The organism is Vulcaniibacterium thermophilum, from assembly GCF_007923255.1.
GTDB classification, from domain to species: domain Bacteria; phylum Pseudomonadota; class Gammaproteobacteria; order Xanthomonadales; family Xanthomonadaceae; genus Lysobacter_F; species Lysobacter_F thermophilum.
In genome coordinates this window covers 1-26,384 of record NZ_VOHJ01000036.1, presented here as the reverse complement: position 1 = coordinate 26,384, position 26,384 = coordinate 1, and the positions used below count along the sequence as shown (strand labels likewise).

Genomic DNA, 26,384 nt, shown 5'->3' with positions numbered 1-26,384 from the left:
CAGCGCGCCGCGCCGTCGAGCAGGCCCGGCCAGGCGAGCGCGACCGCGCCCGCCAGCGGCAGGGCCACCAGCGCGGCCGCCAGCGCGCCGCGCCAGGGCGACGTATCCAGCTCGCGCAGGCGCGCCCACGCCCGCCGCGGCGGCACGCCGTCCAGCAGTGCCGGCCACAGCGGCCACACCCGCCACAGGGCGATCAGCAGCAGTGCGAACGCGGCGCTGAGCGCGAGCGCGCCGGCGAGCGACCCATGCTGCAGCAGTTCCGCCAGCGGCCACGCCGCCAGCAGCAGCGCGAGCGCACCGGCGCCGAGCCAGGCGGCGAGCGCGCCGGGGAGCTCGCGCCGCCAGCCGACCCGCGCCCCACGCCAGGCGCGCAGCGCCAGCAGATGCAGCGGCTGCGCCAGCAGCGCGCCGAGCGCCGCCACGGGCGCCGGCAGCGCAGCCAGCAACGCCAGCGCCGCCGCCGCGGCGAACGCCGCACCGGCCTGCGTGCGGAGCGGAAAGGGCTCAGGCATCGGCGCGGCGCGGCTCGGGCTGGGGCGGGAACTGGATGTGGAAGCCGCGCTCGGCGAGGTTGGTGCGCACCACCGCCGGATCGCTCTGCGCGAGCCGCCGCTCCGGGGTGAGCTCGAGCGCCATCACGAACTGCAGCGTGCCGAGCTGCCCGCGCAGCGGCTCGGGCAGTCGCGCGAAATCGTCGCGCGCGGCGAGAAAGACGTAGGTGTCGGCCTTGCGCAGGCTCTTGTAGACGTAGGCGTGCATGCAGTCGGGAAGGGGATTCGGGATTCGTCGAACCCGCGGCGGGAAGCATAGACCACGGGGCGTAGGGGAGCAGGGAACAGGGAACAGGGAACAGCGAAGCAGCCGTGGCTCCCGGTTCCCGGTTCCCGGTTCCCGGTTCCCCGTCCCCGTCCCCCGTCCCCCGTCCCCCGTCCCCCGTCCCCCGTCCCCCGTTCCCCGTTCCCCGTTCCCCCCTCCCCGCTCAGTGATACCCCGCATCCGCCGCCACCTTGCCGCGGAACACCCGGTACGACCACCACGTGTAGCCGAGGATCATCGGCAGCAGCACGATCAGCCCGACCATCACGAAACCCTGCGACGACGGCGGCGACGCCGCCTCCCAGATGCTGAGCGCGGGCGGCACGATGTTGGGCCAGATGCCGATCACCAGGCCGACAAAGCCCAGCGCGAAGAAGCCGAGCGTGAGCAGGAACGGCGCCGCGTCGCGCCCCTCGTGCATCGCCGCCCGCCACAGCGCCCAGGCGTTCAGCAGCGCCAGCAGCGGCACCGGCGCCAGCCACAGGAAGTTCGCGCCCTCGAACCAGCGCGCCATGATCCGCGAGTCGAGGAACGGCAGCCACGCGCTCACCAGGCCCATGAACGCCACCACCACCAGCACCAGCGGCCGCGTCAGCCAGCGCGCGGTGACCTGCAGCGGGCCCTCGGTCTTGAGGATGAGCCAGCTCGAACCGAGCAGCGCGTAGCCGAACACCACCGCCACGCCCGTGAGCATCGAGAACGGGCTGAACCAGTCGAACGCGCCGCCGACGTACTTGCCTTCCTGCAGCGGCATGCCCTCCACCAGCGCGCCGAGGATCACGCCCTGCGCGAACGCGGTCAGCATCGAGCCGAGCGCGAACGCCGCGCCCCATGCCGGCTTGCTGCGCCGCGCCTTGAAGCGGAACTCGAACGCCACGCCGCGGAAGATCAGCGCGATCAGCATCAGCAGCACCGGCAGATACAACGCCGAGAGCACCACCGCGTACGCCTTCGGGAACGCGGCCAGCAGGCCCGCGCCGCCGAGCACCAGCCAGGTCTCGTTGCCGTCCCAGATCGGCGCGGCGGTGTTCATCATGTGGTCGAGCTGGTGCTCGTCCTTCGCGAACGGGGCGAGGATGCCGAGGCCGAGCACGAAACCGTCCAGCAGCACGTACATCAGCACGCCGAAGCCGATCACGCCGAACCAGATCACCGGCAGCACGGTTGCCATGCTCATGGCCGCTCCTCCGCGAAATCGTCCGCGCCCTCGCCTTCCAGCCGCGCCTCCGGCACCGACAGCGGGCGCATCGGCGTGCGTCCGCCGGCCTGCGTATGCGGTGCGGGCTCGTGCGGCAGCGGCCCCTTGCGCACCAGTCGCGCCAGGTACCAGGTGCCGGCGCCGAACACGATCGTGTACACCACCACGAACACCACCAGCGAGGCCAGCACGCTGCCGCCGGCCAGCGTCGGCGTCACCGCCTCGGCGGTGCGCACCAGCCCGTACACCACCCACGGCTGGCGGCCGATCTCGGTGACGTACCAGCCGGCGAGCAGGGCGACGAAGCCGGAGAAGGTCATCGCGCGCCAGCCGTGCAGCACCAGGCGCGCGCGGCCGTCGAACAGGCGTCCGCGCCGCCACGCCCACAGCGCGCCGAGCGTCGCCAGCAGCATCAGCACGCCCAGGCCCACCATCACCCGGAACGCGTAGAACACCGGCGCCACCGGCGGGCGCCGGTCGCGCGGGAAATCGGTGAGCGGCGCGATCTCGCCGTCCCAGGTGTGGGTGAGGATCAGGCTGCCGAGGCGCGGGATCGCGATCTCGTAGTCGTTGCGTTCGGCCGCGTCGTCGGGGATGCCGAACACCACCAGCGGCACGCCCTCGCCCTTGGGCTCGCGATGCCAGTGCGCCTCGATGGCCGCGAGCTTGGCCGGCTGGTACTTGCCGACCTCCAGCCCGTGCAGGTCGCCGACCAGGATCTGCAGCGGCACCGTGATCGCGGCGAACAGCACCGCCATCCGCAGCATCCGCCGCGCCGGCTCCACGTGCACGCCGCGCAGCAGGTAGGCCGCGGCGACGCCGCCGATCACGAAGCAGGTGGTGAGGAACGCGGCCAGCACCATGTGCGCCAGCCGCACCGGGAAGGAGGGGTTGAAGATCACCTGCCACCAGTCGGCCGGCTCGAACACGCCGTCCACCAGCGTGTAGCCGGCGGGCGTCTGCATCCAACTGTTGGCCGAGATGATCCAGAACGTGGAGATCAGCGTGCCCAGCGCGACCATGCACGTCGACAGGAAATGCAGCTTCTCCGACACCCGGTTCCAGCCGAACAGCATCACGCCGAGGAACGTCGCCTCGAGGAAGAACGCGGTCAGCACCTCGTAGCTGAGCAGCGGCCCGAGCACGTTGCCGGCCACCTCCGACAGCCGCGCCCAGTTGGTGCCGAACTGGAAGCTCATCACGATGCCGGAGACCACGCCCATGCCGAACGAGACGGCGAAGATCTTCAGCCAGAAGAAGTACAGATCGCGCCACACCGCATCGCGCGTGCGCAGCCAGCGCCATTCGAGGAACGCGAGCCAGCTCGCAAGGCCGATGGTGAAGGCCGGAAACAGGATGTGGAACGAGATCACGAACCCGAACTGGATCCGCGACAGGAGCAATGCATCCACGACGCTCTCCTTTGGCGGCGCCGTGGGGAGGGCGCGGGCGCCGCGGCGACATTGTCCCTCCGTACGGGCGCGGATGCGACCGCGATGCTTTGCCGGCCGAGGCGGCCCGCGCGCGCCATGACCGATGGGCGCTTCCGCCGCCGCGCGCGGCTGCTAGGCTCCGCCGGTCCCACGAACCGAGCCCGTCCATGCGTCCACGCCCGACTTCCGCACGCCTGCTCGCCCTCGTCCTGACCGCCGCGGCCGCGGCCGCGACCGCATCCGCGCAGACGCCCGCGCCGACGCCGATCACGCTCGCGCAGGCGATGGCCGATCCGGATTGGATCGGACCGCCCGTGGAGCAGGCGTGGTGGGCGTGGGACGGCGCCCACGCGCAGTTCACCCTGCGCCGCCCCGGCGGCACCATCCGCGACACCTGGCAGGTCGCGGTCGACGGCGGCGCGCCGACGAAGGTCGAGGACGCCCAGCGCGCGCAGCTCGATGGCCCGCGTCCGGCCTACGACGCCAGCCGCACGCGGATGGCGTTCGTGCGCAACGGCGACGTGTTCGTGCGCGACCTGAAGAGCGGCGCGCTCACCCAGGTCACGCGCACCGACGCGCCGGAATCGCGTCCGCAGTGGGGCCGCGACGGCACGCTGGTGTTCCGCGCCGGCAACGACTGGTTCGCCTGGCGCGCCGACGCCGGCGTGTGGCAGGCCGCCAACGTGCGCGCCGAGGACGATCCGGCCAAACCGCCGAAGCCCGACGACCTGCGCGACCGCCAGTTGCGCCTGATCGAAACGCTGAGGACCGAGCGCGAGCGCCGCGAGGCGGTGCGCGCGCAGGAGCTCGCCTGGCGCCGCGCCGACCCGACCCGCGCGCCGCTGCCGGTCTACCTCGGCGCCGACGTGCAGATCGTCGACAGCGCGCTGGCGCCCAACGGCCGCTGGCTGCTGGTGGTGACGCAGGCGAAGAACGCCAACGGCGGACAGACCGGCAAGATGCCGAAGTACGTCACCGAGTCGGGCTACGAGGAATTCGAGGAGGTGCGCACGCGCGTCGGCCGCAACGCGCCCGCAGCGCACGCGCTGTGGCTGGTCGACGTCGCGCAGGCGAAGGCGGCCAAGCTCGATTTCGGCGTGCTGCCCGGCATCGACCGCGATCCGCTCGCCGATCTGCGCAAGGCGGCGAAGAAGGAACCGCTGAAGGAGCCGCGCGAGGTGCGCATCGAAACCGACGGCGACGGCACCGGCCCTGCGATCGTCTGGAGCGAGGACGGCGAGCGCGCGGCGGTGCTGGTGCGCGCGGTCGACAACAAGGACCGCTGGCTCGCCACCGTCGATCTCGCCGGCGCGAAGCTGCAGCCGCGCCATCGGCTGACCGATCCGGCGTGGATCAACTGGGCGTTCAACGAGTTCGGCTGGACGCCCGACGGCGCGCTGTGGTTCCTCTCCGAAGAGAGCGGCTACTCGCACCTCCATCTGCTCGACGGCAAGGCGCCGCGCGCGCTCACCTCCGGCCGCTGGGAGGCCTCGGACGTCGCCCTCGCGCCCGACGGCCGCCGCTTCTTCTTCCTCTGCAACCGCGCCTGGCCGGGCGACTACGAAGTGTGCGCGGTGGAACGCGACGGCGGCCCGGTGCGCGAGGTGACCGCGCTCGATGGCGTCGAGTCGTTCGTGCTCTCGCACGACGGCCGCCGCCTGCTGGTGCGCCATTCCGACAGCTATCTGCCGCCGCAGCTCGCGGTGGTCGAGGCGACCGGCGGCGCGGCGCGCGAGCTCACCGACACCCGCACCGCCGAGTTCAAGGCGCGCACCTGGATCGAGCCCGAGTACGTGCGCATTCCCTCCAAGCACGGCGCAGGCACGATCTGGGGCAAGTACTACGGCCCCGCGCGGCTCGAACCCGGCCGCCGCTACCCGATCGTGATGTTCGTGCACGGCGCCGGCTACCTGCAGAACGTCAGCGAGCGCTACCCCAACTACTTCCGCGAGCAGATGTTCCACAACCTGCTGGTGCAGCAGGGCTACATCGTGCTCGACCTCGACTACCGCGCCAGCAGCGGCTACGGCCGCGACTGGCGCACCGCGATCTACCGCCAGATGGGTCATCCCGAGCTGGAGGATTACCTCGACGGCCTCGACTGGCTGGTCGAACACCGGCAGGGCGACCGCGAGCGCGCCGGCATCTACGGCGGCAGCTACGGCGGCTTCATGACGTTCATGGCGCTGTTCCGCAAGCCGGGCGTGTTCAAGGCCGGCGCCGCGCTGCGCCCGGTCACCGACTGGTCGCAGTACAACCACGAATACACCAGCAACATCCTCAACACGCCCGAGCTCGACCCCGAGGCGTACAGGCGCAGCTCGCCGCTCGAATACGCGCAGAACCTGCAGGATCACCTGCTGATCGCGCACGGCATGATCGACGACAACGTGTTCTACCGAGACTCGGTGATGCTGGCGCAGCGCCTGATCGAACTGCGCAAGCATCGCTGGGAGCTGGCCTCGTATCCGCTGGAACGCCACGCCTACGTGCATCCGGCGAGCTGGTACGACCAGTACCGCCGCATCCACGAGCTGTTCGAGCGCACGCTCAAGCCCGCGCCGTAACGGGCAGCAGGGGATGGAGCGTCGGAACGCTTCATCCCCCGTCGCCCCGGCGAAGGCCGGGGCCCATTTGCCTCGTCTCCCGCCATGCGCATGGCGGGCCGGCCCAGGGGTCGGGGTGAGGGCGCGGCCGCAGGCGCATGACGTCCTCGCCCATGCGGCGGGACAAGTGCCGCCCTACGAGGCCTGATCCGTAGGTTGGGCTGAGCCGAAGGCGAAGCCCAACATCGGGCCTCGCAACGCGATGTCGGGCTTCGCTGCCGCTCAGCCCATGCGGCGGGACAAGTCCCGCCCTACGAGGCCTGATCCGTAGGTTGGGCTGAGCCGAAGGCGAAGCCCAACGCCGGGCCTCGCAACGCGATGTCGGGCTTCGCTGCGCTCAGCCCATGCGGCGGGACAAGTCCCGCCCCTACGAGGCCTGATCCGTAGGTTGGGCTGAGCCGAAGGCGAAGCCCAACGTCGGGCCTCGCAACGCGATGTCGGGCTTCGCTGCCGCTCAGCCCATGCGGCGGGACAAGTCCCGCCCCTACGAGGCCTGATCCGTAGGTTGGGCTGAGCCGAAGGCGAAGCCCAACGTCGGGCCTCGCAACGCGATGTCGGGCTTCGCTGCGCTCAGCCCAACCTACGGCAACCTGGCCCCTCTCCGGCGTGCGGGTGAGGAGGTGCGCTTGCGAGCCGCAGGCTCGCGCACGACGAATGCCCGCCGCGCCGCGGCGGGCCGCACGAGGGGTCGGGCGAGGATGCGCGCGTAAGGCGCGGCTAGGGGGAAGCCGCGTCAGGCCCCTACAATTCCGCCGCGCGCAGCGCACATCCCCCGATCACGAAGGACCACCCATGCTGAGATGGACATCCGCCGCGGCCCTGCTGGTCTGCGGCTTCGGCATCGTCGCCGCCGCCCACGCCGCCGACGGCCCACGCTGCGGCCTGTACCGCGCCGCCGAATACGAAGGCGCCGAGACGCGGCTGGTGCTGCGCTCGCCCACCCTCGCCCGCGTCGAAGACGGGGCCGACCGCTACGACGCCCTGGTCCGCCGCGAGGGCCGCGTGCTCCGCCTCTACCGGCTGCGCGACCGCGTGACGTTCGATTACGCGGTGCAGGGCGACACCCTGATCAGCGCCGAAGGCTTCCGCGCGGATCTGCGTCTCGCCGAACCCGCGCAGTGCGAACCCGATGCGCCGCCCGCGCCCGGTAGTTGCGCCGCGGATCCCGAAGCGTGTTTCGCCGTCGATGATTCCGACGGACTGCGCCACCACTGCGACGCCGGCGTGCCGTTCGCCTGCGACCGGCTGATCGAGCGCTGGACGCGCGAAGCGGCGCTTACGCCGGAACAGCGCGCGCGCCCGAAGCCTGCCCCGCCGCCGGAATGCCGCGAGGGCGAGGCGAGCTACGACGAAGCCGCCTGCCTGCGCACGGTGAGCGCGCTGCTGGCGACGGAGATGCAGGACGTGTTCGCCGAGCGCGACGCGCTGCCGCTGGCGGCGGCGCAGCTCGACTACGCGGCGGCGGCCTGCGACCGCACCGGCACCGCCAACGTCTGCCAACGCGCCGCCGAAGCGCTGTGGAATGCCGCGCGCTTCGCCGACGCCGTGCCACTGCTGCGCCGCGCCTGCGACGCGGGCGGCGACGACGCGCTCTGCGGCCACGCCCGGGCGCTCGCCGCGCTCCCGCCCGCCGACCTGCGTCCGCAGACGCCGCAGACCCTGCCCTGCGGCGACTACGCCAGCGGCGACGGGCTGTACGGCACGCTGGCGTTCGGCGACCGCGGCCGCGTCTCGCTCGGCATCGGCCAGACCCTGCGCGCACGCCTCGAGGACGGCCGCGTGCGCATCCGCCACGACAAGGGCGGCGACTTCGTGCTGCAGCCGATCGGCGGCGATCGCTATCTCGGTGTCGACCGCTGGACGCAGTTCGCGCTGTACACGCGGCAGGGCGGCGCGTCGGAGTGCGCCGCGCCCGTGACCTGGCGCGAAGTGCCGCTGAAGGCCGACTGCGATCCCACCGCCGGCACGCTCGAAGCATGCTGCGCGAAGGGCAGCCTGCAGGGCTGCAACGGCCTTGGCCATCAGCATGCGCTCGCCGGACGCTGGGCCGACGCCGCGCCGCACTACGAGACCGTGTGCAGGGCGGGCGTGCGCGAAGGATGCGAGAACCTGGTGCAGGTCTTCGCGCGCACCGGCGACGCGCAGATCCGCGCGCGGATGGAAGCGCTGTGCGCGACCGATCCACGGCATGTCGCCTGCGACGTCGCCGACACCGCCGACTGGGAGTCGGTTGCGCTCGGCGCCGAGCTGGAAGCGCTGGCCGAACGCTTGCTGCGCGAGGAGCCGGCCGAGCCCGACGCCGATGGCGAGGAGAGCCCGGAGATCGAGTGAACACCGTGCGGCGATGGGCGAGAATGCGCGCACGTTCCTCAGCGCGCCGGCCATGACCACACCCGGGGATTTCGAACGCGTCCGCAGTTGGCTCGGCGAGCTGCAGGACCGCATCTGCGGCGCGATCGAGCAGGCCGACGGCGGCGCGCGCTTCCGCGAGGATCTGTGGACGCGTGCCCCTGACGGCGCTGGCGCCGGCGGGGACCCGCCCGTCCGCGGCGGCGGCCGCACCCGCGTGCTGCGCGACGGCGCGGTGTTCGAGCAGGCCGGGATCGGCTTCTCCGACGTCGCCGGCGACGAGCTGCCGCCGTCGGCGAGCGCGGCGCGGCCGGAGCTGGCGGGCGCCGCGTGGCGCGCGGTCGGGGTGTCGCTGGTGTTCCACCCGCGCAATCCGTACCTGCCGACCACGCACGCCAACGTGCGTCACTTCCGCGCCATGCGCGACGGCGAGACGGTGGCGTGGTGGTTCGGCGGCGGCTTCGACCTGACGCCGTTCTATCCGTTCGACGAGGACGTGCTGCACTGGCACCGCACCGCGCGCGCGCTGTGCGAGCCGTTCGGCGGGCAGGCGCGCTACGACGCGCACAAGCGCTGGTGCGACGAGTACTTCTTCCTCAGGCATCGCGGCGAGACGCGCGGCGTCGGCGGGCTGTTCTTCGACGACCTGCACGAGGACTTCGAACGCGACTTCGGCTACCTGCGCGCGGTCGGCGACGGTTTCCTCGACGCCTACCTGCCGATCGTCGCGCGTCGCAAGGACACGCCGTATGGCGAGCGCGAACGGCAGTTCCAGCTCTACCGCCGCGGCCGCTACGTCGAGTTCAACCTGGTCTGGGACCGCGGCACCCTGTTCGGCCTGCAGAGCGGCGGCCGCACCGAGTCGATCCTGATGAGCCTGCCGCCGCTGGCGCGCTGGGAGTACGGCTACACGCCCGAACCCGGGAGCGCCGAGGCGCGGCTGTTCGATTACCTGCGCCCGCGAGACTGGCTTCAGGAGCCTGGGTTCGGTAGGGGGGATTAGGATTCGGAAAGAGCGCTATGCATGCCGGCAGGCCGGACCTCTGGTTGCATGCCAATCACGATTCCCCAATCCCGATTCCCCAGCCCCAGCCCGGTTCCCAGTTCCCAGTTCCCGATTCCCGGTTCCCGGTTCCCGGTTCCCGGTTCCCGGTTCCCGGTTCCCAGTTCCCAGTTCCCAGTTCCCAGTTCCCAGTTCCCAGTTCCCAGTTCCCGATTCCCGATTCCCGATTCCCGACTCCCGATTCCCGACTCCCGATTCCCGACTCCCGATTCCCGATTCCCGATTCCCGATTCCCGATTCCCGCGCCCAATAAAAAGCCCCGCAGGCAGGGGGGGCCGGCGGGGCTGGGTGGAGCTCGACCTGGGGAGGGGGTCTTCGCTCCGTTGGGGATCACTCCAGGGGAGGGGAGAGATCGTGCGACGGACGTTGCATCCGTCGAGGCCTATCTCACCATCGGGGACATTGATGGCTCGTGAAGGCGACCGACCGCTCGTCGGCAGGATTCAGGGCGGGTTCAAGCCGCCGCGGCCCGACCGTATCCCTGAACTGCGGAGCGGCTTCAGCCGCGACCATCGGCCGCGTCTCGACGGGCCGGTGCGCGTCCGGCACCCGACTCCGCCCCTCCAGCGCTCTCCGGATCGCGCCTGCAGGAGCGCGTTCAGCCGCGACCGGAGGGCCCGCTGTCCTGCGGGTCGCGGCCGAAGCCGCTCGACGGGATGTCGGGGCCGTCAGTGGGCCTGGTCCCAGTTGTCGCCCACGCCGGCCTCGACCACCAGCGGCACGCGAAGCTCGGCCGCGGCCGCCATCCGCGCCTTGGCCTCGGCGATCAGGGTGTCGACGAAATCGGCATCGGCTTCGAACACCAGCTCGTCGTGCACCTGCAGCAGCATGCGCGCGCGTGCCTGCCGGCCCTGCAGCCAGGCGTCGATGTCGATCATCGCGCGCTTGATGATGTCGGCCGCGGTGCCCTGCATCGGGGCGTTGATCGCCGCGCGCTCGGCGCCGGCGCGCAGGCCCTGGTTGCGGGCGTGGATGTTCTCCAGGTACAGCCGGCGGCCGAACACGGTCTCGACGTAGCCGCAGTCGCGCGCCTGCTGGCGCGTGCGTTCCATGAAGTCGCGCACGCCCGGATAGCGGCTGAAGTAGAGCGCGATGTAGTCCTGCGCCTCGCCGCGGCCGATGCCGAGCTGACGCGCCAGACCGAACGCGCTCATGCCGTACATCAGGCCGAAGTTGATCGCCTTCGCGGCGCGGCGCTCGTTCGCGCTCACCTGGTCGATCGACTTGCCGAACACCTCGGCGGCGGTGGCGCGGTGGATGTCCTCGCCCGAGGTGAACGCGCGCAGCAGCGCCGGATCTTCCGACAGGTGCGCCATGATCCGCAGCTCGATCTGCGAGTAGTCGCACGCCACCAGCTTGCGCCCCGGCGCGGCGACGAACGCCTGGCGGATGCGGCGGCCGTCGTCGGTGCGGATCGGGATGTTCTGCAGGTTGGGATCGGCCGAGGCGAGGCGGCCGGTGGCCGCGCCGGCCTGGTGGTAGCTGGTGTGCACGCGGCCGGTGTCGGGATTGACCATCTCCGGCAGCTTGTCGGTGTAGGTGCTGCGCAGCTTGGACAGGCCGCGGTAGTCGAGGATCAGCCGCGGCAGCTCGTGCAGCTCGGCGATCGCCTCCAACGCCTCCTCGTTGACGCTCGGCTGGCCGGTCGGCGTCTTCACCAGCGCCGGCAGCTTCAGTTCCTCGTACAGCAGCGCGCACACCTGCTTGGGCGAGTCGAGGTTGAAGCCGCGCCCGGCCAGCTCGGTGGCGCGCTGCTGCGCTTCCAGCATGCGGCGACCGAGGTCGGCGCTCTGCCGGCGCAGCTCGTCGACGTCGATGCGGATGCCGCACGCCTCCATGCGCGCCAGCACCGGCACCAGCGGCATCTCGATCTCGCGGTAGACGCGCTGCAGCGCAGGCTCTGCCGCCAGCTTCGGCGCCAGCACGCGGTGCAGGCGCAGGGTCACGTCGGCGTCCTCGGCGGCGTAGCGGGTGGCGTCCTCCACGCTCACCTGCGAGAACGCGATCTGCCTGGCGCCCTTGCCGGCCACGTCCTCGTACTTGACCGTCTGGTAGCCCAGGTAGCGGCGCGCCAGCGAATCCATGTCGTGCCGCGAGGCGGTGGCGTTGTGCACGAAGCTCTCCAGCATCGTGTCCTCGGCGTAGCCTTGAACCTCGATGCCGTGCCGCCGCAGCACGTGCAGGTCGAACTTGCCGTGGTGGCCGATCTTGCGCTTGCCCGGATCGGCGAACAGCGGCCGCAGCGCATCGATCGCGCGCGCGGCCGCAAGCTGCGCCGGCGCGCCGGCGTAGTCGTGGGCGAGCGGCAGGTACCAGGCGTGGCCGGGATCGATCGCGAAGCTCAGCCCCACCAGCCGCGCCCGCATCGGGTCCAGGCCGTCGGTTTCGGTGTCGAAGGCGAACGCGTCGGCGGCGTGCAGGCGCCCGAGCAGCGCCGCGAACTGCGCCTCGGTGAGGACGGTCTCGTAGGTGCCGGGGTGCGCGAGCGCGGGATCCGGCGGCGCTTCCGCGGGCGCGCCGGCGCGCGCATAGCCGGCGGCGGTGCCGCGCAGGCTCACCCGCGCGCCGTCGGACGCCGGCGCGGCCGGCGCGCCGCCGTCCAGATCGCGCAACGCCTGTCGGAAGCCGTAGCGGGCGTACAGCGCGCGCAGCGCCTCGACGTCGCGCTCGCGCAGGGCGAGATCGCTGTAGCGGCAGTCGAGCGCGAGATCAGTGCGGATGGTGGCCAGTTCGCGGTTGAGCGGCAGCCGCTCGAGCACCGCGCGCAGGTTCTCGCCGATCTTGCCCTTGATCGCATGGGCGTTGGCGATCACGCCGTCGAGCGAGCCGTACTCGGCGAGCCATTTGGCCGCGGTCTTCGGGCCGCACTTGTCGACGCCGCGGATGTTGTCGACCGAATCGCCCATCAGCGCGAGCAGATCGACCACCCGCTCCGGCGGCACGCCGAACTTCTCGATCACGCCGGCCTCGGAATCGAGCCGGCTGCCGCTCATCGTGTTGACCAGCGCGATGCCGGGCCGCACCAGTTGGGCGAAATCCTTGTCGCTGGTGGAGATGGTGACGTCCACGCCATCGCGGCAGGCGTCGAGCGCGAGCGTGCCGATCACGTCGTCGGCCTCCACGTCCGGCACGCGCAGGATGCGGATGCCGAGCGCCTGCACGATGTCGCACATCGGCTGCAACTGCGCGCGCAGCTCGTCCGGCATCGGCGGCCGGTTGGCCTTGTACTGCGGGTCGAGCGCCTCGCGGAACGTCGGGCCGGGGGCGTCGACCACGAACGCGACGTAGTCGGGCTTCTCGTTGAGCGTGGCGCGCAGCATGTTGACCACGCCGAACAGCGCCCCGGTGGGTTCGCCCGCCTCGTTCGACAGCGGCGGCAGCGCGTGGAAGGCCCGGTAGAGGTAGCTCGAGCCGTCGATCAGGACCAGTCGTGTCATCGCGCGATTCTACGGGAGCGTCCCGCCCGATCCGGTCTCACGCCCGCCACCGCGGCGGGCGTATGCTGCGCGCAACGCTCCCGGGAAACGTCCGCCATGCGCTTGGTCCGCCCGTTCGCCGTCGCCGCCGCGCTCGCGCTGTCCGCCTGCGCCACCGCCCCGGCCGACCCCACCGCCGGCCTCGCCGACGCCGAGGTCACCGCGCGCACCATGGAGAACGGCGACGTGATCGAGGAATACCGCGTCGCCGGCCAGCTCCGGGTGGTGAAGGTCACGCCGGTGCGCGGCCCGACCTATTACCTGATCGACAGCAACGGCGACGGCCGGCTCGACAGCAGCAAGGGAGAAGGGCCGGTGTCGCCGGTGTACTACAAGCTGTTCGAGTGGTGACGACGGCCCCTCGGCCGGGGCGCGCGGGTCGTCGCGGGCCTCAAGCGGCATGCGCCGCGGCCGATACCGTCCCTACTGAGCTTGCGCCCGGCGGCCCTGCCGTGCGGGCGCGGAACCCGGACGCGGGGGCGCGTCCGCCGCACGCCGCCAGACGGGGGAGGTCATCATCGCGAACCGAGGGGCCCTGACCGGAGCGGGCGTGGTGGTGCTCGCGCTGCCGTTCGCCGCCTACGGCGCGACGACGCTGCGCGGGCAGCCGGCGCTGCTGGCCGTGCTGCTGTTCGGGCTCGCGACCTTGGGCCTGGCCGCCTACCTGAGCGTCGTCAACCGCCGCCAGGCCCGGCTGGTGCACGCGCTGCGGACCGAATCCGCGCGCCTGGCCCAGGCGCAGGACATCGCCGGCGTGGGCGACTGGCAATGGGACGTGCAGAGCGGCCAGGTGCGCTGGTCGGCCGAGGCCTACCGCATCTTCGGCCACGCGCCGGAGTTCCGCCCCGATCGCGAGAGCATGCTGGCGCTGGTGCACGCGGCCGACCGCGAGCGCGTGCGCACGCTGCTGCGCCGGCTGGTGGAGACCGGCGAGCCGGTCGAGGGCGAACTGCGCATCGTGCGCCCCGACGGCGAGGAGCGTGTGCTGTTCGCGCGCGCCGAATGCAGCCGCGACGCCGCCGGCCAGTTGCAGGTGCACTCGGTGCTGCACGACATCACCGAATCGGTGCGCGACCGCGAACGGCTGCGCGCGGCGCAGGAGGAATACCGTTTCCTGTTCGAGAGCAACCCGCTGCCGATGTGGGTGTTCGACCGCGAGACGCTGCGCATCCTCGCCGTCAACCAGGCGATGGTGGAGCACTACGGCTACGCGCGCGAGCAGCTGCTCGGCATGTCGCTGCTGGAGATCCGCCCGCCGGAGGAACGCACGCACATGCTGGCCGCGATGCAGGAAGCCGGCCTGGGCCCGACGCCGCAGGGCGAGGTGTGGACCCACCTGCACCGCAGCGGACGGCGCATGCGGATGTCGCTGTTCACGCGCGAGATCGTGTTCGAAGGCCGCGACGCGCGCCTGGTGGCGGCGCGCGACGTCACCGCCCGCGAAAGCACCGAACAGCGCTTCCGCCTGGTCGCCCGCGCCACCAGCGACGCGGTCTACGACTGGGACATGCCCAGCGCGACGCTGTGGTGGAACACCGGCTTCTACCGCACGTTCGGCTTCAGCGAGGAGGAGATGGCGCCGACGCTGGACGCGTGGGCGGCGCTGGTGCATCCGGAGGATCACGATCGCGTGGTGGCCTCGCTGGATGCGGCGATCCAGGACCCGGCCTGCACCGACTGGGAGGTGAGCTACCGCTTCCGCCATCGCGACGGCCGCTACTTCGACGTCATCGACCGCGGCTTCATCGTGCGCGACGAGTTCGGCGTGGCCGTGCGCATGGTCGGCGGCATGCTCGACGTCACCGACAAGCGGCGCGCCGAGGCGCGGCTGCGGCTGCTGCAACGCACGGTGGAGTCGGTCACCAACGGGCTGGTGATCGCGGATGCCGAGGCCGACGACATGCCGGTGGTGTACGTCAATCCGGCGTTCGAGCACATCACCGGCTACCGCGCCGAGGAGGTGATCGGCCGCAACTGCCGGTTCCTGCAGGGACCGCAGCGCGACGACCAGGCGCTGGCGCCGCTGCGCGAGGCGTTGCGCGAAGGCCGCACCGCGCACGTGGTGCTGAAGAACTACCGCAAGGACCGCACGCCGTTCTGGAACGAGCTGCTGGTCTCGCCGGTGCGCGACGACCACGGCCGGCTGACGCACTACGTCGGCGTGCTCAACGACGTCACCCAGCGCTACCGGCTGGAGTCGAAGCTTGCCTTCGCCGCCAGCCACGATCCGCTCACCGGCCTGGCCAACCGCACCGCGCTGCGGCAGCGGCTGGAGCGCACGCTCGCCACGCCGGCCGCGATCGCGCAGGGTGCGGCGGTGCTGTTCATCGACCTCGACAACTTCAAGCTGATCAACGACAGCCTCGGCCATGAGGCCGGCGATGCGGTGCTGGTGGAGGTCGCGCGCCGTCTGCGCCGCACCACCCGCGCCAACGATCTGGTCGCGCGGTTCGGCGGCGACGAGTTCGTCGCCCTGGTGCAGGGCCGAGACGGCAAGCCGCTGGACGTGGAGCGCATCGTCGAGCGCGTGCGCGAGGCGTTCCAGGAACCGTTCCAGGTCAACGGCTCCACCCTGTACGTCACCGCCAGCGTCGGCTACGCCTGCTTCCCGGAGGCGGGCAACAACGGCGACGCGCTGCTGATGCACGCCGATCTGGCCATGTACCAGGCCAAGCAGATGGGCCGCGATTGCGCGGTGGCCTACCGCAGCACGTTCGAACAGGACACCGCGGCGCGGCTGACGCTGATCTCGCAACTGCGCGAGGCGCTGCGGCTGCAGCAGTTCGTGCTGCACTTCCAGCCGATCATGGCGCCGGACGGGCGCACCGTCGGCCTGGAGGCGCTGGTGCGCTGGCAGCATCCCGAACGCGGCCTGCTGCCGCCGGGCGAGTTCATCGAGGAGTGCGAGCGCAGCGGCCTGATCGTGCCGCTCGGCCGCTGGGTGATGCTGGAGGCCGGCCGCGTCGCCGGGCTGCTGCGCGCGGCCGGGCACGCGCTGCGCATCTCGGTGAACGTCTCGGCGCTGCAGTTGCGGCAGAGCCTGCTGGAGGACGCGCGCGACGTCGTCGCCCAGCACGACCTCGCCCCCGGCATGATCGAGCTGGAGCTGACGGAATCCTCGGTGATGGGCGATCCGGCGGCCGGCGTGCAGATCATGCGCGCGCTGCGCGATCTCGGCTTCGAGGTGGCGATCGACGACTTCGGCACCGGCTTCTCCAGCCTGGCCTACCTCAAGCGGCTGCCGATCAACCGGCTGAAGATCGATCGCGGCTTCGTCTGCGACATTCCCGGCGACAGCGAGGATGCCGAGATCTGCCATTCCATCATCCGCCTGGCGCAGACGCTCGGCCTGAAGACGGTGGCCGAAGGCGTGGAGACGCAGGCGCAGCACGACTGGCTGGTCGCCCAGGGGTGCGACGAGCTGCAGGGCTTCCTGTTCGCGCGGCCGATGCCGATCGACGCTCTGCACGCGTGGCTCGCCGAGCGCCGCGCCGCGCGCGCGGCCTGACGCCGTTCGTCGGAGCGGCCCGGCGGCGGGCTTTCCGCCGCCCGTGCGGGCACGGCAGGATCGCGACAGTCCCCGTGGAGCCCGCGCCGATGCCACTCCGCCCCCGTTCCATGCCGCTGCTGGCGGTGCTCGCCGTACTGGCGGCAGGCGCCGCGGGCGCGCAGACCTCATCGCCGCCGCGGCCGCCGGCGCTCACAGCGCCGCCGCGCATGCAGACGCCCGCGCCGTTGAACGCGCAGGTGCAGCAGCGCGTGCGGCTGATCGGCGACCTGCGCGCGCGCATCGCCGCCAGCGAACGCGAGGCCGCCGCGCGCCGCCGCGCGGAGGCGGACCGCGCATGGGAGCAGCGTCGGCTTGCGCTCGGCTACACCCATCGCTACGCGCAGGGCGAGGATTGCGACGACACCCGTCGCGAAGTCCATCCTGGCGCGGCCGAGGTCTGCGATTACCGCGACAACGACTGCAACGGCGTGATCGACGACGGCCAGCGGCTCGCATTCTTCCTCGACGCCGACGGCGACGGCCACGGCGATCCGGCCCAGCGCGTCGACGCCTGTCCGGCCGAACAGGCGCGCGCGGCCGCCTCGGGGCGCTGGCTGGTGCTGGTCGGCAACGACTGCGACGACCGCGACCCGGCGCGCTGGCAGCGCTGCGAATGAGGAGCCGAGCCATGAGCCTGCCTGTGACCGCATTCCGCGCCGCGGCGTCGCTCGCGCCGACGCTGGCGCTGGTGCTGGCGCTGCTGCCGCCGCACGCCGCGCGCGCCGCCGACGGCGGCGAACTGACCTTCACCTTCACCACCGGCGCCGACGACCTGCGCGGCGGCAACGTCAGCGGCACCGGCAACAACGTCGGCATCGCGCTGGTGACGCGCGACGGGCGCACCGTGCGCGCATTCCGCAATCTCAACGAGTCGCGCACCTGGGGCGGCGGTTCGACGCAGACCGTCACACGCACGTTTCCCGGCACGCTTGACCAGGTCGCCGCGGTCGAGGTGTCGGTATCCGACCGCATGAAGGCCGACATCTTCGAGCAGCCCGACACCTGGTCGCTGGACCGGCTGCGGATCGTGGTGCGCCTGGCCGGCGCCGAGCGCACGCTGCTCGACGCCACGCCGCGCGCCGCACTGACCGCCGGTGCGGCTCCGTTGCGGCTGGCGCTGGCGGCCCCGCTGCGCGACCGCTGCGCCACCGACGATGGTTGCGACGACGGGCTGTTCTGCAACGGCGTGGAGCGCTGTGTCGTGGCGAGCGCGCCCGGCGCATTGCGCGAATGCCGCGCCGGCACGCCGGTCGCGTGCGGCGGCGGACAGCAGTGCGACGAGGCGAGCAACCGCTGCCAGGCGGCGCGCGTCGATCGCGACGGCGACGGCGCGGCCTCGATCCTCAGCGGCGGCGACGACTGCGACGACGAGGATCCGCGCCGCTTCCCCGGCAACGTCGAGGTCTGCGACGCCAACGGCTTCGACGAGGATTGCGACTTCGGCACCGGCGGCGCGCGCGATGTGGATCGCGACGGCCACACCGACGCGATGTGCTTCAACTGGGGGCCGCCACGCAGGTAGCCCGGGCAAGCGAAGCGCGCCCGGGCCCCAGGTCCCGGATGCGGCCGGCGGCCTTGTCCGCGCTGCGGCGGCCGAGACTCACGCCGGCTGCAGGTTGGCGTAGGCGAGCACCAGCCACTTCGGGCCGGCCTCGTCGAAATTGACCTGCACGCGCGCGTGCGCGCCGCTGCCTTCGACGTCCATCACCGTGCCGAGGCCGAAGCTCGGGTGCCGCACCTGCGCGCCGAGCTTCACCGGCGGCGCTTCCAGCGCGGCGTGGCCGTAGTCGCGGCGCGGGCCGAAGGACGCCGGCCGCGCCACCTGCACGCGCGGGCGCACCTCGTGCAGCAGGCGCGCCGGGATCTCGCGCAGGAAGCGCGAGGGCACGCCGATGTGGTCCTGGCCGTGGATGCGACGCGATTCGGCATAGCTCAGCACCAGCTTCTGCCGCGCGCGGGTGATGCCGACGTAGGCCAGCCGCCGCTCCTCCTCCAGCCGCCCGGCCTCCTCGACCGTCTTCGCGCTCGGGAACAGCCCCTCCTCGAGCCCGGCGAGGAACACCAGCGGAAACTCCAGCCCCTTGGCGCTGTGCAGCGTCATCAGCTGCACGCCGTCCTCGCCGGCCTGCGCCTGCCCTTCGCCGGCTTCGAGCGCGGCGTAGCTGAGGAAGGCGACCAGTTCCGGCATCGCCGCCGCGGCCTCGTCGTCCTCGCCCTGGGTGAAGCGCGAGGCGACCGACACCAGTTCGTCGAGGTTCTCGGTGCGCGATTCGAGCTGGCCGCGCGATTCGTTGGCGTAATGCTCGCGCAGGCCCGAGCGCGCCAGCACGTGGTCGATCTTCTCCGCCAGCGGCAGGCTCGCCGCCTCGTTCTCGAGTGCGTCGATCAGCGCGAGGAAGCCGGCCAGCGCGTTGCGCGCCCGCGCAGCGAGGCCGTTCTCCGTGGTGAGACGACGCGCGGCCTCCCACAGCGCCACGCCGTCGTGGCGCGCACGCTTGCGCACCTCGTCGAGCGTGCGCTCGCCGATGCCGCGCGCGGGCGTGTTGACCGCGCGCTCGAACGCCGCATCGTCCAGACGCGAGGCGATCAGCCGCAGATAGGCCAGCGTGTCCTTGATTTCGGCGCGCTCGAAGAAGCGCAGGCCGCCGTACACGCGGTAGGGCATCTGCGCCGCGATCAACGCCTCTTCGAACGCGCGCGACTGCGCGTTGCTGCGGTACAGGATCGCCGCCTCGCCGTGGCTGCCGCCGCCGTCCACCCACTGGCGGATGCGCTCGACCACGAAGCGCGCCTCGTCGATCTCGTTGTAGGCCGCGTAGACGTCGATCGGCTCGCCTTGCCCGCTGTCGGTCCACAGCTTCTTGCCGAGGCGGTCGGGGTTGTGCGCGATCACCGCGTTGGCGGCATCGAGGATGGTGGCGGTGGAACGGTAGTTCTGCTCCAGCCGCAGCGTGGCCGCGCCCGGGAAATCACGCAGGAAGCGCTGCACGTTCTCCACCTTGGCGCCGCGCCAGCCGTAGATCGCCTGATCGTCGTCGCCGACCACGAACACGCGGCCGGTATCGCCGGCCAGCACGCGCACGAACGCGTACTGGATCGCGTTGGTGTCCTGGAACTCGTCGATCAGCAGCTCGCGGAAGCGCGTGCGGTAGTGCGACAGCAGCGCCGGGTTGTCGCGCAGCAGCTCGTGCGCGCGCAGCAGCAGCTCGGCGAAGTCGACCAGACCGGCGCGCTCGCAGCGCTCCTGGTAGGCCGCGTAGGCGCGGCGCAGGGTGTCGGTCCAGAGGTCGTTGCTCGGCTGGATGTGCTCCGGCCTGCGGCCTTCGTCCTTCTGCGCGTTGATCCACCACGCGATCTGCCGCGGCGGAAAGCGGCCCTCGTCGAGTTCCAGCGACTGTGCGACACGCTTGACCAGTCGCAACTGGTCGTCCGAATCGAGCACCTGGAAGCCTTCCGGCAGCTTCGCCTCGTGCCAGTGCAGCCGCAGCAGGCGGTGGGCGAGGCCGTGGAAGGTGCCGATCCACATGCCGCGCGCGCCATGCCGCAGCAGCGCATCGGCGCGCCCGCGCATCTCGCCGGCGGCCTTGTTGGTGAAGGTGACCGCGAGGATGCCGTGCGTGGGCACGCCGTACACCTCGTTGAGCCAGGCGATGCGATGCGTGAGCACGCGGGTCTTGCCGCTGCCCGCCCCGGCGAGCACGAGATAGTGACCGGGCGGCGCGCTGACGGCCTCGCGCTGCGCGGGATTCAGCGCGTCGAGCAGGTGGGAAACATCCATGCACGGATTCTACCGGCGACGCATACCGACACCGCGAACGCGTTCAGCCGGACGCGCGCGCCATCCGATTGACCCGTCCAGCCCCGCCTGACAGGCTTCCCCGGCGGCCAGACCCGCATGCCAAGGAGGCCCCATGCCGATTCCCCCGCCCCCGGTCCCGCAGCGCCTGCGGGAGATGCTCAAGGACTATCCCGACCTCATCGAGCGTTTGCAGGCCGACCTTACTTACGTCGCCAACGCAAAACGTAGGGGTACACCTCTCTTCGAGCGCGCCGTCTGGATGCTCGAGGATGCATTAGGTGGCTTCATCTCCGAAGCCCGCGAGGAACTCCAGGCCGCCGAGGCCAGCGCAGATGAAGCCGCAATGGAGCATGCGCGCCGCAAAGAGCAACTGCTCCTGACATGTAGCTCCAAGTACCGCTGGATTGCGGATGAGGAATTCAATCGCTACTTCGAACACTACGGGAGAGCGTTCGAATGAGCACTCCCTATCTCCTCCCGTCTGATGAACACGCGCGCGTCTTCAAGGCGAAGGTAGTCCCGGAAAGCGGACTCCAGCAGGCCGCAAGCCACAGCACGCCACGAGCCGTGCTTCTTGCCGGACAGCCGGGTGCCGGCAAAGGCGGGCTGGCAAAGGCCGCACTGCTCGAAATGAGCGGTGATCTCGTTGCCGTCGATCCCGACGAATTGCGCAAGCATCATCCCTCGATCCAGACGCTTCACCAACAGCACCCCTACACGTGGCCCAAGCACACCCACCCCGACGCCAGTCAGTGGGCCGACGAACTGCTGGATGCCGTCATCGACGGCCGCAAGAACCTGATCTACGACACTACGCTCGCCAATGACGAATGGGGCGTCAAGGTCGTCAAGCGCCTGCAGGCGGCGGGTTACGACGTCGAGGTCAGGGCGGTCGCCGCCCACAGGTTGGAGAGCGAACTGGGCGTCAATGAACGATTCGCCGATTCGCTAGACCGTAAAGGCCACGGCCGCTACGTCCCCGCCGAAGCCCGCGATGCGATCTACGCGAAGCTGCCGCGCAGCCTCGATACGATCCATGCCAAAACCGGCGTGCGGGTGCGCCTGTTCGATCGCGAGGGCGCCGAGCTCTACGACAGCCGCACCGATCCGCGCCCGCCCGGTGCGGCGCTGGAGCAGGTGCGCGAAGCGCGCACGCAGGCGCCGCGCCTGACCCGGCAACTGCGCGACGGCTGGCGGGAGCAGGTCGGGTGGCATCGCGAGCTTCCGCAGGCGCTCGAACAGAACCCGCGCGTGAGCGCGGACGTCGCCCAACGCCTGCTCGCCGAGCGTGCGAAGGACGGCATCGTGCCGCGTGTGGAGGACACCGCGCGCCAGGCGGCCGAGCTGGATCATCGCGTCCGCATCGCTCCCCGGATCCGCGCCGGCGCCGCGCTCGGCGTGGCCGGGATCGCGCTCGATCTGTACGACGCGGCGCAGACCCAGCGCGAGGCGCAGCATCTGCGGGCGCAGGGCAACGACACCGCGGCCGACTCGCACCTGGTCCACTTCGGCACGCGCACCGTCGGCGGCGTGACGGGGGCGGGACTGGGCTTTGCGGCCGGCGCGGCGGCCGGCGTCCAGACCGGGCCCGGCCTGCTGTTCACCGGCGCGATCGGCAGCGCGGTCGGCGCGTTCGCCGGCGAGAAGCTGGCCGACGAGTGGGACGGGCGCCGCATCTACCGGCAGACCGACCGCGAAGGGCGGACCTGGACCTTCGATCCCGACCGCCCCGGGCTCGGCTGGCATCGCGAGGCGGCGATCGACGATCGCGACGATGGCCTCGACAACGCGCGTGCGGGCATCGTGCGCGCCGCGCCCGCATTGGCCGATGAACTGGACTACAAGGCCACCGCGGTCTCGCTGGAACTCAAGCTGGGCGCGCCTTCGGTGCCGCGCGATCCGTTCGCGCAGCCGGCCGCCGACGGCGATACGCCCAGCAGCCGCCCCTCGCCGTGGGTGCGCGATGCCGACACCGGCCAATGGACGCGGGTGGTGTACGGGCCGTTCGTCGAGCGCGGCATGACGCCGCGCCAGACCGAAACCGCGACGCCGGAGCGCGCGGCCGAACTCGACCGGCAGGCGGCGGCGATTGTGCTCGAAAACGCCCGCCTCGCTCCCGCCGCGCTCGCCGCACGCTACGAGGACGCCTACCTGCGCCACGGCTGGGCCGCGCACGGCCCGATGCCCGAGGCCGTCACCCGCGCGCGCAGCGACTTCGACACCCTGCTCGGCTCCGACGGCAACCGCTACCGTCGCGGTGAGGACGGCGAATGGCGACATGACGGTCTGCTGTCCGACCGCATCGCGCGCGGCAACCTGAAGCACGAACTGGAGGCCACGCGGGAGGTGCTGCAGGCCACGCTGCCGCCGCGCCAGGCGCATGCGCCGCTGTCGGCCGCCGCGGTGCCGCGCAGCGAGGACGAGGCCGTGCGCGATGCGCTGCGCGGCGCCTATGCGCATGCCGGGGTGGCGGTGGACGAGAAGGCATTGAGCGCCGGCACGCAGGCGGTGCGCGCGGCGCTGGCCGCACATCGGCTCGCCGCGGGCGATGCGGCCGTGCAACTGCGGCGCGATGGCGACGGCCGCTACGGCCCCGACAGCGGCATCGCGATCCTGGCGCGCCAGCCCGATGGCGAGCTGCGGATCATCGCGCTCGTGCGTGCCGAGGACCTCGCGCGGGCGCGGCAGGCTTCCGAGGCGCCGGCCATGCGCGAACCCGCGCCACCGGCGACGACGCCCGTCTCTCCGCCGCCGATGCCGAGCGACCTGCGCGATCCGCTGCATCCCGGCCACGCCGCGTATCGCCAGTCGCTCGGCCACGTGCATCGCATGGAAGCAAGCCACGGCATCGCGTCCGGCCCGCACAGCGAGGGTCTGGCGGCGGCGGTGGCGGTGGCGGTCGAACGCGAGGGGTTGCGCGTGCAGCGGCTCGATCTGGACCGCGCGAGCGGGCAGGTGTTCGCCGTCGAACGCGGACCGTATCCGGAGTTCACCGAGCGCCGCGTGCCGATCGACACCCGCGACGCCCTGAGCGCGGGTTTCGAAGCGCATGCGCGGCAGTGGCTGCTGGCGCGCTCGCCGCATTACGCCGACGCGTGCGCCCCGCCGCCGGAGCGCACGCCCGAGGCGACGGCGGCGCTCGCCCGGCTCTCGCCGCAGGACCGCGCGCTGTTCGAGCGCATCCGCCGCGACGTCCCTGCCGCCATCGCCGACGACGCGGTCGCGCAGGCGATGCTGGAAGCCAAGCGCAACGGCATCGACCGCGCCGAGGCCGTCGATCGCACGATGCTGGTCGGCGATCGCCTGTGGGTGGCCGGCAACGTGCCCGGCCTGCGCGCGTCGGTCGATCTGGCTGCACCGGCGCCGCCGCTGATGCAGACGCTGCAGGACAGCCACGCCTTCGACCAGCAGCACGAGCGCGAGCGCGCGCACGAAGCCGAACAGCGCATCCAGTCGGCCACCGCGCACCGCCTGATGGCCTGAGGACGCCGCGCGTGGCCGGTGCGGCGCTCGAACGCCCGCTCCGGCCCGGTGCCACGCGGCTCCCGCCGCCCGCACGGGACGGACCTGCCGCCTCTACGTAAACTCGCCCGGACCCGCACCCACGCGAGCGCCCGATGACCTCCCGCTGGCTGACCGCTGTCGCTTCCACCGCCCTCGCCTTCGCCACCCTGATGCCCGCCGCCGCGCAGACGCCGTCCAAGCTCACGCTCGAAGCCATCACCGGCGATGCGCCGCTCTCCGGCCCCAGCCTGCTGAAGCCGAAGATCGCGCCGGACGGCTCGCGGGTGACGTTCCTGCGCGGCAAGGCCGACAACCGCAACCGGCTCGACCTGTGGGCGTACGACGTCGCCAGCGGGCAAACGCGGATGCTGGTGGATTCCAACGACGTGCTGCCGGGCGAGGAGGTGCTGAGCGACGAGGAGAAGGCGCGCCGCGAGCGCCAACGCATCGCCTCGCTGTCCGGCATCGTCGACTACCACTGGGCGCCGGACGGGCAGAGCCTGTTGTTCCCGCTCGGCGGCGAGCTGTACCTGTACGACCTGCGCAGGACCGGCAAGGACGCGGTGCGCAAGCTGACCAACGGCGAGGGCTTCGCCACCGATCCGAAGATCTCGCCGAAGGGCGGCTACGTCAGCTTCATCCGCGGCCGCAACCTGTGGGTGATCGAACTGGCGAGCGGCCGGCAGATCCAGCTCACCCACGACGGCAGCGAGGTGATCGGCAACGGCGTCGCCGAGTTCGTCGCCGACGAGGAGATGGGCCGCCACACCGGCTACTGGTGGGCGCCGGACGATTCGGCGATCGCGTTCGCGCGTATCGACGAGAGCCCGGTGCCGGTGCGCAAGCGTTACGAGGTGTACCCCGATCGCACCGACGTGATCGAGCAGCGCTACCCGGCGGCGGGCGATCCGAACGTGCGCATCGGCCTGCACGTGGCCGATCTGCGCACGCTGGGCCAGGGCGTGCCGACCACCGAACACCCGGTGCGGACCGCGCAGGGCGAGCGCGCCGTGCGCCTGCAGACGCGCATGACGCTGGTCGGGATCCGCGCGATCGATCTCGGCGCCGACCCGGACATCTATCTCGCGCGCGTGCAATGGCGCGATCCGGCGCACCTGACGTTCCAGCGCCAGTCGCGCGACCAGAAGACGCTGGAGCTCATCGAGGTCGAGCTCGCCAGCGGCAAGCAGCGCACGCTCGTCACCGAGCGCAGCCGGACCTGGGTGCCGCTGCACGACAACCTGCGCTTCCTCAAGGACGGCCGCATCCTGTGGAGCAGCGAGCGCAGCGGCTTCGAGCATCTCTACCTGCTCTCGCCCGACGGCCGCAAAGCCCGGGCGCTGACCTCGGGCGACTGGCCGGTGGACGGCGTGCTCGCGGTCGACGAACAGGCGGGCTACGTCTACTTCACCGCCGGCAAGGATTCGCCGCTGGAGACCCACGTGTACCGCGTGCCGCTGAAGGGCGGCACGATCGAGCGCATCACCCGCACGCCGGGCTGGCATGCGGCCACCTTCGCCGCCAACGCCAGCGTGTACGTCGACCAGTGGTCGAACCCGGAGACGCCGCCGCAGCTCGAGCTGTACCGCAACGACGGCACGCGGATCGCGGCGCTGGTCGACAATCGCCTGGACGATCCCGCGCACCCCTACGCGCGCTACCGCGCCGCGCACCGGCCGGTGGAGTTCGGCACGCTGACCGCGGCCGACGGCCAAACGCCATTGCATTACAGCCTGATCAAGCCGCCCGACTTCGACCCCGGCAAGCGCTATCCCGTCGTCGTCTACGTCTACGGCGGCCCGGCCACGCAGACGGTGACCCGCACCTGGCCCGCGCGCGCCGACCACTGGTTCAACCAGTACCTCGCGCAGCAGGGTTACGTCGTGTTCTCGCTCGACAACCGCGGCACGCCGCGGCGCGGCGCGGCGTTCGGCGGCGCGCTGTACCGCCGGCAGGGCACGGTGGAGGTCGCCGACCAGCTCGAAGGCGTGAAGTGGCTGCGCGCGCAGCCGTGGGCCGATCCCGCGCGCATCGGCGTGCACGGCTGGTCCAACGGCGGCTACATGACGCTGATGCTGCTGGCGAAGGCCTCCGACGCCTACGCCTGCGGCGCGGCCGGCGCGCCGGTCACCGACTGGGCGCTGTACGACACCCACTACACCGAGCGCTACATGGACCTGCCCGCCGCCAACCCGGACGGCTACCGCGAGGCGCGCGTGCTCGAGCACATCGACGGCCTGACCAGCCCGCTGCTGCTGATCCACGGCATGGCCGACGACAACGTGCTGTTCTCCAACTCGACCGTGCTGATGAGCGCGCTGCAGAAGCGCGCGCAGCCGTTCGAGCTGATGGCCTATCCGGGCGCCAAGCACGGCCTGACCGGCAAGGACGCGCTGCACCGGCTGCGGCTGACCGAGGCCTTCTTCGCCCGCTGCCTCAAGCCCGCCCGCTGAATCGACCCGCCCTGCAGGAGCAACTGTCTTGTGGCCTAGGCAACCCTAGGCGCCCAAGGCGCCTGATCGCGTGCCATGGCGTTGAGCATGGTGAGGTACTTGCGCATGCAGGCGACGACGGCGACCTTCTTGGGCTT

General features: G+C 71.8%; 16 protein-coding genes and 2 pseudogenes. 10 read left to right on the top strand and 8 right to left on the bottom strand.

What is annotated here, in order from left to right; genetic code table 11:
• From FQY64_RS12440 to FQY64_RS12420, 4 genes and pseudogenes are all read right to left on the bottom strand, one after another.
• Positions 1-512: pseudogene (locus FQY64_RS12440) on the bottom strand (ankyrin repeat domain-containing protein); the annotation flags it as partial.
• Positions 505-759, bottom strand: coding sequence for a YcgL domain-containing protein (locus tag FQY64_RS12435; protein ID WP_146474700.1), 255 nt, complete (start codon positions 757-759; stop codon positions 505-507). The gene FQY64_RS12435 and the pseudogene FQY64_RS12440, both read right to left, overlap by 8 nt.
• Positions 760-979: 220 nt before the next feature.
• Positions 980-1,993 (bottom strand): cytochrome d ubiquinol oxidase subunit II, encoded by a 1,014-nt coding sequence (cydB, locus tag FQY64_RS12425; protein ID WP_146474698.1) that lies wholly within the window; start codon positions 1,991-1,993, stop codon positions 980-982.
• Positions 1,990-3,426, bottom strand: coding sequence for a cytochrome ubiquinol oxidase subunit I (locus FQY64_RS12420; RefSeq protein ID WP_146474696.1), 1,437 nt, complete (start codon positions 3,424-3,426; stop codon positions 1,990-1,992). Before FQY64_RS12420 ends, cydB begins: the two co-directional genes overlap by 4 nt.
• A gap of 188 nt (positions 3,427-3,614) precedes the next feature.
• Between FQY64_RS12420 and FQY64_RS12415 the strand changes: the two genes are divergently transcribed.
• From FQY64_RS12415 to hemF, 3 genes are all read left to right on the top strand, one after another.
• Positions 3,615-6,014: an alpha/beta hydrolase family protein gene (locus FQY64_RS12415; protein WP_146474694.1), complete on the top strand. Its 2,400-nt coding sequence runs from the start codon at positions 3,615-3,617 to the stop codon at positions 6,012-6,014.
• Positions 6,015-6,845: 831 nt separating this feature from the next.
• Positions 6,846-8,384 carry a hypothetical protein gene (locus tag FQY64_RS12410; RefSeq protein ID WP_146474692.1) on the top strand — a complete coding sequence of 513 codons (1,539 nt, stop codon included), beginning with the start codon at positions 6,846-6,848 and terminating at the stop codon, positions 8,382-8,384.
• A gap of 52 nt (positions 8,385-8,436) precedes the next feature.
• Complete coding sequence (gene hemF, locus FQY64_RS12405) at positions 8,437-9,405, top strand: oxygen-dependent coproporphyrinogen oxidase (protein ID WP_146474690.1); 969 nt, start codon at positions 8,437-8,439, stop codon at positions 9,403-9,405.
• A 728-nt stretch (positions 9,406-10,133) separates the two neighbouring features.
• On the opposite strand, the gene polA is transcribed toward hemF, so the two are convergent.
• Positions 10,134-12,902: a DNA polymerase I gene (polA, locus tag FQY64_RS12395; RefSeq protein WP_146474688.1), complete on the bottom strand. Its 2,769-nt coding sequence runs from the start codon at positions 12,900-12,902 to the stop codon at positions 10,134-10,136.
• A 96-nt stretch (positions 12,903-12,998) separates the two neighbouring features.
• Between polA and FQY64_RS12390 the strand changes: the two genes are divergently transcribed.
• From FQY64_RS12390 to FQY64_RS12375, 4 genes are all read left to right on the top strand, one after another.
• Positions 12,999-13,292: a DUF2782 domain-containing protein gene (locus FQY64_RS12390; protein ID WP_146474685.1), complete on the top strand. Its 294-nt coding sequence runs from the start codon at positions 12,999-13,001 to the stop codon at positions 13,290-13,292.
• Between the two features lie 199 nt (positions 13,293-13,491).
• Positions 13,492-16,449, top strand: coding sequence for a sensor domain-containing protein (locus tag FQY64_RS15195; RefSeq protein ID WP_146474684.1), 2,958 nt, complete (start codon positions 13,492-13,494; stop codon positions 16,447-16,449).
• 89 nt (positions 16,450-16,538) lie between these two features.
• The gene (locus FQY64_RS12380) at positions 16,539-17,108 is read left to right on the top strand and encodes a putative metal-binding motif-containing protein (protein ID WP_146474704.1); all 570 of its coding nucleotides are present in this window, start codon (positions 16,539-16,541) and stop codon (positions 17,106-17,108) included.
• Between the two features lie 11 nt (positions 17,109-17,119).
• Positions 17,120-18,013 (top strand): putative metal-binding motif-containing protein, encoded by an 894-nt coding sequence (locus FQY64_RS12375; protein ID WP_146474682.1) that lies wholly within the window; start codon positions 17,120-17,122, stop codon positions 18,011-18,013.
• Positions 18,014-18,091: 78 nt separating this feature from the next.
• On the opposite strand, the gene uvrD is transcribed toward FQY64_RS12375, so the two are convergent.
• Positions 18,092-20,269, bottom strand: coding sequence for a DNA helicase II (gene uvrD, locus FQY64_RS12370; protein WP_146474680.1), 2,178 nt, complete (start codon positions 20,267-20,269; stop codon positions 18,092-18,094).
• A gap of 133 nt (positions 20,270-20,402) precedes the next feature.
• On the opposite strand from uvrD, the gene FQY64_RS12365 reads away from it, so the two are divergent.
• Complete coding sequence (locus tag FQY64_RS12365; protein ID WP_146474678.1) at positions 20,403-20,750, top strand: hypothetical protein; 348 nt, start codon at positions 20,403-20,405, stop codon at positions 20,748-20,750.
• Here FQY64_RS12365 and FQY64_RS14835 read toward each other — a convergent pair.
• Positions 20,729-20,971: a hypothetical protein gene (locus tag FQY64_RS14835; protein ID WP_186760985.1), complete on the bottom strand. Its 243-nt coding sequence runs from the start codon at positions 20,969-20,971 to the stop codon at positions 20,729-20,731. The two genes, FQY64_RS12365 and FQY64_RS14835, sit on opposite strands and share 22 nt — an antisense overlap.
• Here FQY64_RS14835 and FQY64_RS12360 point away from each other — a divergent pair.
• Both FQY64_RS12360 and FQY64_RS12355 read left to right on the top strand, forming a co-directional pair.
• On the top strand, positions 20,858-23,773 hold the full coding sequence (locus tag FQY64_RS12360; protein ID WP_186760983.1) for a zeta toxin family protein: 2,916 nt from the start codon (positions 20,858-20,860) through the stop codon (positions 23,771-23,773). The two genes, FQY64_RS14835 and FQY64_RS12360, sit on opposite strands and share 114 nt — an antisense overlap.
• Positions 23,774-23,964: 191 nt before the next feature.
• Positions 23,965-26,247 carry a S9 family peptidase gene (locus tag FQY64_RS12355; protein ID WP_146474702.1) on the top strand — a complete coding sequence of 761 codons (2,283 nt, stop codon included), beginning with the start codon at positions 23,965-23,967 and terminating at the stop codon, positions 26,245-26,247.
• A gap of 35 nt (positions 26,248-26,282) precedes the next feature.
• Here FQY64_RS12355 and FQY64_RS15100 read toward each other — a convergent pair.
• A pseudogene (locus FQY64_RS15100) lies at positions 26,283-26,384 on the bottom strand (IS110-like element ISRfsp2 family transposase); the annotation flags it as partial.